The organism is Psychrobacter sp. UBA6766, assembly GCF_002453355.1.
GTDB lineage: Bacteria > Pseudomonadota > Gammaproteobacteria > Pseudomonadales > Moraxellaceae > Psychrobacter.
Map to the genome: position 1 here is coordinate 87,870 of NZ_DKGQ01000025.1, position 11,504 is coordinate 99,373.

The following is an 11,504-nucleotide window of genomic DNA, read 5'->3' on the forward strand; positions in this document are numbered from 1 at the left end:
TTGGGTATGACGTGTTGAGGTTATTTTATTTGGATATTTGCACTATGAAAAGACATTCAAACTGTCAGATCAGTCACTCTCAAGAGGGAGCCACGCTCATTGCCGTGTTATTGTTTTTAATGCTTATTATTTTAGTAGGCGTTATTGCAGTTAAAAGTAGTATAACTTCTTTAAGATTAGCAACGAGTGAACAAGTTGACACTCTATTATTGACCTCTTCAGACAATACTAATAAGAATATTGAAAATATCATCAATGAGGCAAAATACGAAAATGAAAGTGTAAAGCTATTAGGACCTCTTGGTTTTTTTGGCTACTTTATGAATATTGGCGCCACCTCTAACCGTGGTGACCAAGTCGTATTTTGTTATCGCCCAAGAAAGAATTACTTTTTTAGTATGTCAGAGGCGACGGTGCTAACGCCTTCTAATAAAAGCAAGCTGATAGGGGGAGCCAATGCTTCAGGCGGATTTTGTCAAGTAAATAACGCTGAGGATTTTGTTAACGCAAGACAAAACGTTATGACACAAGTTTCAGTAACTAGACCAAACACTGTATCTATACCAGTAACGCCTTTTGGGCACGTACCTTTAGGACAATCCATCACCTCAGACAATGCAGCCAGTTCTTCACCCAATTTTCGGATTCACTCTACTTCGTTTTTGCCAGCATTATCGAGCGCCTCTGACAGTGAGATTACAGAGTGTCTCAAAAAACCTAGTGAGAATGCCAGCGCTATCGCTTCAGGTGTGGATAATGATGATACTAGCGAGATAACTTATTTCGGTGAAACTCGTAATGAGTGCTTGGCTAAAATCGGGGTGCCAGCTAAGGTTATCGTCGGCGAGGTTCAGCTAGAGAATATGAACAATACCGAAAAATGCATCAAGTTTGGTAAGGGTAGCGGCAAAATAAGCGATGAGTGCCAAAAAATATTAAATGTCACCGCAAACGGTAGTTCTAAATAGCAATCGTATTAGATCTTATATATCAAATATAGTGAGAATCGTCATGAAAACAAGTCAATCTAATAAGTGTCCGCGTCGACCGTTTCGAGCGACTACGTTGACGATGGCTATAGGGGCAATGCTGCTGACTCTTCCTATGCTTAGTCAAGCTGGAACGAGTGATGATGGGTTTGGCAATAAACGCTACAATAAGCTTGGGGACTTGACAATCTACCAGCCGAGCACAGAATCTAATAAACCAACACTCACTTTGATGCTTGATAAGTCAGGGAGTATGTGGGGTAAATATAGCTTTAAAGAAGACGATGTATATCAGCGTCAAGATATATATAAGGCTTCTAGATGTGAAGGTTTTCTTTGTTTTATAGGTATTGGTAAATTTACATATAGGAATTACATAAGTAAAGCAGATATACCAAATGATTTCACTTATGAAAGTAGTTTCAAAAAATATACTGTGCCAGGTTTAACCGGTGCAGATAAACAGTATTGTCTTATGAGTGAAAAATCCAATACTACTTATGCAGAAGACTATAATCCCATTTACGAAACTATCAATGGCGTAAGTTTGGAGTACTGTGAGAAAAATGGCGAAAGAGTTTATGATCGAATGTCTAAGCTTAAATTAGCTATGTTAGAGCTGTTAGCTTTTGACAGTGTCAATGAAGACATCATTATGGGTATCGGGGCTTTTGGTTATAACAGCTATCAAGGTCAAATTAAGGTTGCTGCAAAACCTTTGGATGCTACTCAGAAAGAAAAGATTTATGGGTTTTTAAGAGGGCTAGACCCTTCAGGTGGCACACCTATGGCAACTGCATTTACAGAAGCAGCTGCCTATATGTTAGGCAATAGTACTTATAATGGAGGATCTGATTATAGCGGTATGCGATCCACGAATAACTCATCTATCGTAAGAAACAATCAATATATCGCCCCTGAAACGCAGCAGTGCGGCGCAAAAGGTGTATATCTGCTAACAGATGGCTTTCCTAATAATATAAGTAATCAATCTAACCTAAAAAAGATGATGAAACAAGCATTGAATGTATCGAATAATATTCAGTGTTCGAGTGAACTATTGGAGGGTAATGACAGCGGAGACCAATGGAAGTGTATGGGTGAGTTTGCAACCCAGCTTCGTACCCAGCGCCAAGTCACCACCGCTATGGTGGGATTTGGTTATGATTTTACTGCTGTTGATGACCCTAATAACTATATCTCAGTTGAGCGCGTAATTGATAAATTTAAAGATAGTGACGGTAAAGCCTATAAATACAATAAAAAATATTATGATTGTAACAAGATACCAATTAGTAATCCTGATGCTCGAAATGCTTGTAACTTAGGCATGGAGTCGGGCAAGTTTGATAATGTCGGTGGCTATGGTCAGGGTGGGTTTTATTTTGCTAAAGACACCAAAGACATCGTCGGTAGTGTTTTGTCCGTCATTCAGGACTTAGAGATGGATCTGCCCAGTATTCCAGCAGGAACCATCACCGTTCCTCAAGACCCATTGAGCAGTTTGAGCGTCAAGCCCTATGCTTATTTGCCCATGCTGGAGCCTAAGGTAGGAAGTGATATTGCCATCTGGCCTGGTAATCTTAAAAAATATCACGTCGAGCAAGGCACACTATTTGGTCAAGGCGGCAAAAGGCTCTATATCGATAGCGACAATAAAGGCGGCTTTCCAGATGATCTCAACCCTGATGCTCAGGACATCTGGAGTAAAGAGAACGAGACGATCACCAATGCTGCTGGGGCGACCGTAAATGTCAATGATAGAATTACCGCAGGTGGGTTTTATGCACAATTAACCGCGCCCAAAAAAGCCAACAATACCACTCGAAATGTCTATGTTGAGAGTACTATCAATGGCTCGACTAAACTGGTCAGGGTTGGCGTCACTGATGGCAAATTGGTTGGATTTGGTGCTAATGAGCTTGATAATTCATATACCACATTAACCAAGCTGTATCTACTTAGCTTTTTGGGCTATGACGTTAGTGCTACCCAAGCGGAAGCTGATCGTATTAATAATTCTGCGCGTGGTGTGCAAAAAGAGCTTGAAAAGTTGATTGCCAATCCACCAGGAGATATTAAAGTTTTAGGCGGCGTGATTCATTCAAGACCTGCATTGATCTCTTATGGTGCAAATATTAACGCCACAGATAAAGATAGTGACAACGATGGCGTGATAGATGACGATGCAGGAATGGTCTCCAATGACGACGCTAGTCGCGATGATTATGTCATGTTTGGCTCCATGGAGGGTGCGTTACATATTGCATCGGCACAGACCGGTCAAGAAAGTCTGGCCTTTATACCAAAGACAATATTACAAAATCAAATCGCAGCCCTGCAACCGGGCAGTACCGTTGCTAATGCTCCCGTATTTGGGGTTGATGCCCCGTGGACGACAAAAGGCAGCTATAAATATGACTTTAGCAGAACCAGTACCAACTCATCTGGTCAGATTACTGCTGAGGAGCTGTATATATATGGTGGACTACGTCAAGGCGGTAAAGGCTTGTACGGCATAGATGTCACTAAACTTAATAATCCTAAAATGCTATTTAGTATTGACAATACTTCAAATGGTTACCAAGCCCTTGGGATGGCGTGGAGCGAACCGGTTACCGGAAAAGTCAAAATAGGATCAGGTAAAGGTAGCGTTAAAGACGTCATCGTATTCGGTGGAGGCTATGATGAGTGCTATGAAGACCCTACTTTTAAGCTTAATAGTGCCGATAATAAATTTTCAGAATGTAAAAATAAGCCAGTAGCAGATGGTAACGCAGTCTATATCGCTGATGCGAAAACCGGCGCGATATTGTGGTCTATTTCTGGTCGCTCTTCTGGTGTTTCCGGTAAGCATATCAAAGTGGATGAAATGAAACACAGCGTGGTTAGTAAGATTACCACATTAGATCGTGATGATGACGGACTTATCGATCATCTATACTTTGGTGATCTAGGGGGTCAAGTGTTTCGTGTAGATCTGAGAAATGGTCAAGCCGTCAGTAGTAGTACTGGTATCAATAACTTTACGCGCCGTATAATTAGAGTATTAAATACCAGTGGGGACAGCTTAAGCGATACAACTTCTAAAGCGCTTGCGGCAAAAGGATTGCAGTATCGCTTTTATGGTCAGCCTTCAGTCAGTTTTCATAAAGACTCAGGCGTTCTCTTTGCGGTAATGAACATCGCATCAGGCGATAGAAGCAATCCTTTATCTAAACTTCGGGATAATGCCGCAAAAGAGTCCAATCGGTTGTTTGGAATTATAGACCGTGATATAGCCAAACAAAGCTTATATGGTAAAGATGAAGCGGCAACCATAATTACTAAAGATCTCACCTTAACAGATTTAACTGAGCTGCCCTATAAATCGTCGATGGGATCCAAAGAAGTGGTAAGAGCGTCTATGCGTCCCAATGCTGCTACCCAGCAAGGCTGGAGCTATCCACTCAACTTATTTGATGGTTTTAGTAATATAAAAAACGTCAAGTCGATGGGCGATGGATTGGCCATTGGAGATGTATATTATATGACAGCCTATAGTCCTGAGATGAAATACGATGAAGTCAGTGGCTGTTCTGCTCAAGTGGTGGGAGGCTCTGAGCGTCAGATGTATTGCTTGCCTTACGGTATTTGCGAAACAAAAGCACCAGATAATGATACGGCGCTCAACGGTACAGGCGGATTTGTACGAGCAGGAAAGGGCATTCAAGAGTTGGCATTTGGCGCTTTTGATCCCAAAAACCCGACCACTCGCGTTTTATTGGGAACACAAACCTTTAGTGAGTTGGTAGATAAAGATAGTAGAATAGACTATGACACTGGCAGACCGCTGACCTCGACGGGCCCAGGATTAGATACCATATGCCCTGGGGGTAGCTGCTTTGGTGTCAGTGTTCCTAATAGAAAAGGCGGTAGTGGCTCAGGGGGCGGCGAGGTAAACAGCTTAAGCTATCGGTTGTTTAACACTCGCTGGTATGAGCAAACGGTGGATCCTTTAAATGATTAGGCAAAGTGAGCGACAGAGTTGTGTCCTTGGCTTTCCGTGTCCGCGTTCTGGTCACCCTAGCGTCAGGCAACAACAAGGCTTTACCTTGATTGAGCTCATGATCGTCGTTTTTATCATTGGTGTTTTAGCGGCAATCGCTATCCCAAGCTATCGCCATTATGTCATTATCAATGCGGAGCGTGAGGTACAAGCAAAGATGCTTAGCTTACAAGTTGAGCTTGAACAGTGGCGCGCTAAGGCTTTAACTTATAAAGGCTTTGTACCGAAAACAGTAGATAGCGGCGACGATACTGATTACGGTTATGCAGACGCGGATGACACTATTATTAATGTTCCTGCTGGTAGTGGTGACGATTATACCTATCGTATTACTTTGGTCGATGGAGATACGAGTGGCACGCCTAAGAGCTTAGTAACAGCGCCAGGTGTAGATAATGTCACAGGGAGGTCATGGAAAATGGTGGCAGTACCGAATACTGATCGGTATATTAAAAATGCTCATAAACTCATGCTGACTAGCACTGGGCGTAGATGTATGACAAAGGACGCTATAACAGTTAAGTCAGTAGACTGTGGTAATAATGCTCAGGTGTGGTAATGATGATAAATAATACGATAGATGTAAATGATGAACGGGGATTTACGCTTATAGAGCTGCTGATAGTTGTCGCTATTATTGGTATTATATCTGCGATCGCTTATCCAAGCTATCAAGATTATCTGGAAAAAGGTATTCGTGCAGACATGATGAGCGAGATGCAAAATATCGCGAGCCAAATTGAGGGCCGAAAGTTGGCGCAAGGCCGTTATAGCAATGATCTATTAACTGGCCTTGGCGGCGACTATCCAGCCGACAAGCCGCTATATGAGGTCACTTTTTCCCCAAATCCGCTAACATCCCAATGGGAAATCAGCGCTAAACCCAAATCAGGCTCACGAATGGCGAGTGACGGTACGCTCACGCTTAATCATCAGGGTCTTAAATGCCGAGATTCCGCATGCGGCACTGGCGATGAATGGAGATAAATCATTCTATCAAGTGACAAAAATTGTCAGTTAGAAGTTACGATTTGCTGTCAAATAAAATTAATGTGACAACTTCAGTAATTTGATAGTAGCAAAGCGAAAGGTTTAAAGTTTTTAACTTAAGAATAAAGCTAAAAAATCATAGATAATATTTCTAGATCAATGAATAATGCTATAAAGTAGCTATAATTATAAATTTGGCACGATATATGCAGCATTTAAAGTAAGAAGTAAATAAATTTATAACTGGCAGTGAGACAATAACTCTGCTGCCATATGATCCTAAAGGACAAGTCTATGAACGCTCAAAAAGGTTTTACCTTAATCGAACTAATGATCGTTGTTGCTATCATTGGTATTCTAGCAGCGATTGCCATCCCTGCTTATCAAAACTATACTCAAAAATCTTCAGCAGCTGCGTGTCAAGCTGAAGTAAAATCATATGCGGGTACAGTATTAGCCGCACTAACTGACCCAAGTAAAGATATAGATGTTGTAGCACCTAATGTAGGGGCTTGTGATAGCATAACAAATGCTGCTACAGAAGATAAGGTAGCTATGGACGGGACTTCTAAGCGTTTCATCACTGCCAAAACTAAAAATGCTAAGGCCGGTCAAGAATACGTTAACTGTGATCTCGAAGCTGGAGCTACTTGTACGTTTAAAGCTACTGGTGAAAATGCAGAGTAATATAATCGAGTATGGTCTACGGCTTTAGCTCAGCTTAAACTCTACAAAGTTACAATGCTGGGCAAAATGCCCGATCTACAAAAACTCTCGTTTAATATCCAAAAAAACCAAACGCCCTGTTTGGTTTTTTTGTGTTTAGAATAAGGTAAAACATCTTATCATTAAATTTCAAGCTATTATCAAAACGTAAAAGATGGGTTAAAACCCTATAACGCAGCACCCTATTAAATCAAAGCCACTTGGTACAATCTCTGCACCCTAGTTATTAAACCTGTAACTGATAAAATGCTATGAAATTTTGCTCGCTAACTGTCCGAAATTGTCACCTACATCGTAAATTATCTACTCAATCTGGCTTTACTTTAATAGAGACGATGATCGTTGTGGCTATCATAGGTATATTGGCAGCTATAACGATTCTCACGTATAATCAGTACATTGTCGAAGCCAAAAGTAACTCTTGTTTGGCTGAAGCAAAAAACTATGGTAATAATGTTTTTTATGAACTTAATGACCAGGATAATAGTAGTCTACCTATTGCTCCAGTCATAAGCGCCTGCGAAACTATTACTAACGCTACAGGGTGGACACCATCTACGCAGCAAAAAATTGTTGCTGTAGCAAAAGCGCCATCAAATGTTCGTATCGAATGTGATATTCCTAATGGCACACCTTGTGTAGTGTTGCCTTAATTCCATATCTCATTACTTAATAATTTGTAAAAAAAGCCACCTAACAGCAGCATATTGCTATTAGGTGGTCTTTTATTGTCTAAAGATATTGAGCAGTTCTAGAGAGCCAGCTACTTCTCCAAATACTGAATCTTACCTTCCACACCATCCCACTTTTCAGCCTCTGGCAATTGACCTTTCATCTCGGTGATGTTTGGCCATTTTTGCGCCAGCTCTTCATTTAGTTGAATAAACACTTCTTGGCCTTTTGGTACTTCATCTTCTGAAAATATCGCATTGGCGGGGCATTCAGGCTCGCATAGCGCGCAATCGATACACTCATCAGGGTCGATGGCGAGGAAGTTCGGGCCTTCATAAAAGCAGTCCACAGGGCAGACTTCCACACAGTCGGTGTATTTGCAAAGAATGCAGTTATCTGTAACGACAAAGGTCATAGTGGTCTACCTGTTATTGGTTTGGCAAAGTACAATTACGATTGTAAGTACATTAGCTGAAAAATAAGACGTATTTTAGCGCTTTTGCCACTATTTGACAAATCCCTTTAATGACTAATGATTTCCTTTAAATGATAAAGTAAATCGTGCGCTTGCTTTGGTGTTAGGTTGTCAGGATTAATCGCTGCAAGCTCTTCTTGTAAGCTAAATATTTGATTTTGCTGTGGAATGGTAGTAGTGCTTTGACTTGGGCGAACGCTGTCTTCCTTCATTTTCTTTGATTCACTAAGATACGCCTGTGCTCTTTTATCCTTTACTGACTTAGTTAATTCATTTTTATCATCAATGGTTTTTACACTTTCAGTTTTTAAATTATCTACTAAATACCGTTTAGCATCATTTAATACCTGCGTAGGAATCCCCGCCATTTTTGCCACATGCAATCCAAAGCTGGAGCTTGCCGCGCCGTCCTTGATTTGATGCAGTAGCAGCAGTTGACCATCGACTTCACTAGCGGCGACGTGGACGTTGCGGATAAAATTTTCATTGCTTCCGCTATTTTCTTTATAGTTTTGCGCCAATTTTGTCAGCTCAAAGTAGTGAGTGGCAAATAAGGTCAGGCAACCAATATCAATTAGCCTGTTGACGCAAGCATGGGCGATTGCTAGTCCATCCGTGGTTGCCGTTCCGCGACCGACTTCATCCATGAGTACCAGCGATTTATTAGTCGCTTGGTTAAGAATATTAGCCGTTTCAATCATCTCAACCATAAAAGTTGATTTACCGCCTGCCAAGTCATCAGCCGAGCCAATTCGGGTAAAAATTCGGTCTATGTCACCGATATGAGCGCTAGCTGCTGGGACAAAGCTGCCGCAATGGGCAAGTAGGACAATTAACGCGGTTTGACGCATATAGGTCGATTTACCGCCCATATTAGGGCCAGTAATCATAAGTAGGCGCTCAGGATAATCATCACTGCCGAGCGCACAGTCATTGGCGACAAAATGGTTCGTGGGTTGAATGCTGTTGCTCTGATTAATGCTATTAACAGTATTTTGAGTATTGGTAGGATTTAATGCCGCTTCAACGACGACATGGCGACCTTGCTTGATATCAATGCTGGTTTGGCTATCATTTTCCGAATATCGGCCATTTCTTGAAAAATTGCCATTTTTAGAATCATTGCTCATTATAGGGCGTTGCCAGTTATAAGACGTTGCTAGATGTGCCCAATTACTGAGCACATCTATTTGCGCGATAGCCGCGCTCAGTTGTTGCAGTTCAGCCAAGTGGCTACCTAATATGGTTAACAGCTCATGATACAGCTGTTTTTCACGAGTTAGAGCTAATGACTGCGCGCTTAGATATTCGGTCTCAACGTTTTTTAGTTCATCGGTGATAAAGCGCTCGCTACTTTTTAACGTTTGCCGACGGATAAAATGCGCAGGGGTATTTTTCGCTTGCATTTTAGGTAATTCAAAATAAAAACCGCTGACCTTATTAAAGCCGACTTTTAGACTTGGTAATTGGTTATCGATACGCGCGCGCTCTAGCATCTCATCTAACGTTACTTGGATATTGTCATGCAAGTGGGTGAGGCGGTCAAACTCTTCGTCATAGCCCGTGGCTAGCATGCCACCATCTCGGATATGAGCAGGTGGCTCTATGACAATAGCGCGCTCAATCAGCTCGGCGACAGATTGTACCGCAGGTAACTGCTCCGGCAATTGCTGCATCAGCATGGGCAACAGTCCTGCTTGCTCATGGCTGATACTGGCAGTGCTCAGTAAGTCGCTCAGCTGAACGCTACTTCTAATACCGTCAGCCAATTTACGCAGGTCACGCGGCTTGGCGCTCATTAAACCAATTCGGCTAGTGATACGCTCGATATCGCCAATCGAATTTAACGTTTCGCGTAGGCGGCTGACCAATAAATCATTTTCTAAGTTTTCATTAACCCGCTTATTTTCGTCAGCTTGATTTGTTTTCTGCAAAAGACTAGTGATTGCATCTAAACGCAAATTAATACGCGCATGCTGCCGCAGCGGGCGCTTCATTTGTTGCACAAGCAAGCGACGTCCCATCGGGGTTTGGCAGTGATTAAGCACAGATATCAGCGATGTACCATTACTGCTAACGGGGGTAAAGAGCTCAAGATTTTGCTGACTATTGGCATCAATGATTAGATAATCGTCACTATACTCGACTATGAGTTGATTGACTTGTGGGATATGACGTTGCTGGGTTTGCCGTGCATAATGAATAAGAGCTGCACAGCTAGATTGAGCTAACGGTACATCGCTAATCCCTAAGCCATCGAGACGTTGCACCTGAAACTGTTGACAAAGGGTTTCATTGGCATGCTGACGATGAAAGTCATTGGCAGCAACTTCTATAATAGGGCAGTCAAGATTTTGCCGTAGCCACAACGACCAGTTTTCACCAGCTTTTTCACTGAGTGCTTCGCTAATGATACATTCACTTGGCGCAAAGCGTGCCAGTACCGTCAGAATTTGGGATTGTAACCCTTCGATATCGTTATGGCTGTTATTATAGCTGGCGTTTAGTGTTTGCGTTGTTAACGTCCCAGCAGCCAAGTCCATTTGGCTAATCGCAGCTTGTAGCGGCTGATTGCTATTAGCTTTTGGCAGTGCAATATCAATAGCAACGACGGTTGGCGTATGATTGGGCGCAATTAAAGCGTCATCAGTGATGGTTCCAGCGGTCAAGGTTTTAACCACTTCACGGCGCATGATACTACCTGCCGCCGATTTACTTTTATCCTTCTTTTGCTTCTCGCCCATGGTCGGATTATTGGATGTAGCGTTTGTCGATTCGTCAATTTGCTCACAGACGACGACCGTTTGCCCAGCGGCAATTAGCCGCGCCATATAGCTATCAGCGGCATGAAACGGCACGCCTGCCATCGCAATGGTGTTACCCGCTTTATCCGTACCGCGGCGAGTTAGGGTGATATCGAGTATTTGCGCCGCGCGTTTGGCATCCTCAAAAAATAACTCATAAAAATCACCCATCCGGTACAGCAATAATGCTTGTGGATAGTTGGCTTTCATGGCCAGATATTGCACCATCATTGGCGTATGGTCGGCTAAATTATAAATAGCATCGCCGACTAGTAACTGATCGCCGTTTACTTGCTGTGATTTTACGTGCTTAGCGTTTAAAGGGCCAGATGTATCGAATGTTAAGGCGTTAGGGTTTTGCGCGGATGGTTTTACGGTCATGCAGAATCTCTTATGATGCTTAAATGGGTTTGCTTAGACACAATGGGTATTTTTTAGAATAAATTAGCGATGAGAGCTATCAGATAGTTGCGTTTATTAATGGCGCGAAAAAGCTGTTGAATTAAGGGTATAGGCGCTATTTTAACACGTTCAGCGACCTTTTTACGTCGGCAAATATCTACTCGCTACTCTTGTATCCATCGGCGTCATAACCATATATAATGACGGCACACTTAATTGGGCGATACTTCATTAAGCGACGCATCATTAGTCAGTGCCTTATTAGTCCGTACTTTGTTCAGAGGTGCTTTGTTAAGAGCAACTTTGTTCAAAGGTGATTTGTTGAGAGGTACTTGGTCGGTGATGACTGTTATGTTAAGGCGGCGGTATGTGAGCCTTGGCGAATGCGCACTAATTAT

The 11,504-nt window shown here is 42.3% G+C and carries 8 protein-coding genes; 6 read left to right on the plus strand and 2 right to left on the minus strand.

Annotated elements, in window-relative coordinates; translation table 11 throughout:
• Positions 1-44: 44 nt before the first annotated feature.
• The 6 genes from B4K26_RS05810 (at position 45) to B4K26_RS05835 (ending at position 7,406) form a co-directional block, all read left to right on the plus strand.
• Positions 45-968 (plus strand): pilus assembly PilX family protein, encoded by a 924-nt coding sequence (locus B4K26_RS05810; protein WP_296244100.1) that lies wholly within the window; start codon positions 45-47, stop codon positions 966-968.
• A gap of 43 nt (positions 969-1,011) precedes the next feature.
• Positions 1,012-4,998, plus strand: coding sequence for a PilC/PilY family type IV pilus protein (locus B4K26_RS05815; protein ID WP_296244101.1), 3,987 nt, complete (start codon positions 1,012-1,014; stop codon positions 4,996-4,998).
• Positions 4,991-5,596, plus strand: a complete 606-nt coding sequence (locus B4K26_RS05820) for a type IV pilin protein (protein ID WP_296244102.1) — start codon at positions 4,991-4,993, stop codon at positions 5,594-5,596. Before B4K26_RS05815 ends, B4K26_RS05820 begins: the two co-directional genes overlap by 8 nt.
• Positions 5,596-6,024, plus strand: a complete 429-nt coding sequence (locus B4K26_RS05825) for a type IV pilin protein (RefSeq protein ID WP_296244104.1) — start codon at positions 5,596-5,598, stop codon at positions 6,022-6,024. Before B4K26_RS05820 ends, B4K26_RS05825 begins: the two co-directional genes overlap by 1 nt.
• 297 nt (positions 6,025-6,321) lie before the next feature.
• Entirely contained in the window at positions 6,322-6,714 is a 393-nt protein-coding gene (locus tag B4K26_RS12820; protein WP_313630985.1) for a prepilin-type N-terminal cleavage/methylation domain-containing protein, read from the plus strand.
• Positions 6,715-7,004: 290 nt separating this feature from the next.
• Positions 7,005-7,406, plus strand: a complete 402-nt coding sequence (locus B4K26_RS05835; RefSeq protein ID WP_296244106.1) for a pilin — start codon at positions 7,005-7,007, stop codon at positions 7,404-7,406.
• Positions 7,407-7,516: 110 nt separating this feature from the next.
• Here the strand turns inward: B4K26_RS05835 and fdxA are convergent, their stop codons facing one another.
• On the minus strand, positions 7,517-7,840 hold the full coding sequence (fdxA, locus tag B4K26_RS05840; RefSeq protein WP_045452504.1) for a ferredoxin FdxA: 324 nt from the start codon (positions 7,838-7,840) through the stop codon (positions 7,517-7,519).
• A 107-nt stretch (positions 7,841-7,947) separates the two neighbouring features.
• Positions 7,948-11,085, minus strand: coding sequence for a DNA mismatch repair protein MutS (gene mutS / locus B4K26_RS05845; protein ID WP_296244108.1), 3,138 nt, complete (start codon positions 11,083-11,085; stop codon positions 7,948-7,950).
• Between the last annotated feature and the right edge of the window lie 419 nt (positions 11,086-11,504).

Coding starts and splice junctions, on each gene's coding strand:
- B4K26_RS05810 (WP_296244100.1), top strand. CDS start 45: ATGAAAAGACATTCAAACTGTCAGATCAGTCACTCTCAAGAGGGAGCC.
- B4K26_RS05815 (WP_296244101.1), top strand. CDS start 1,012: ATGAAAACAAGTCAATCTAATAAGTGTCCGCGTCGACCGTTTCGAGCG.
- B4K26_RS05820 (WP_296244102.1), top strand. CDS start 4,991: ATGATTAGGCAAAGTGAGCGACAGAGTTGTGTCCTTGGCTTTCCGTGT.
- B4K26_RS05825 (WP_296244104.1), top strand. CDS start 5,596: ATGATGATAAATAATACGATAGATGTAAATGATGAACGGGGATTTACG.
- B4K26_RS12820 (WP_313630985.1), top strand. CDS start 6,322: ATGAACGCTCAAAAAGGTTTTACCTTAATCGAACTAATGATCGTTGTT.
- B4K26_RS05835 (WP_296244106.1), top strand. CDS start 7,005: ATGAAATTTTGCTCGCTAACTGTCCGAAATTGTCACCTACATCGTAAA.
- fdxA (WP_045452504.1), bottom strand. CDS start 7,840: ATGACCTTTGTCGTTACAGATAACTGCATTCTTTGCAAATACACCGAC.
- mutS (WP_296244108.1), bottom strand. CDS start 11,085: ATGACCGTAAAACCATCCGCGCAAAACCCTAACGCCTTAACATTCGAT.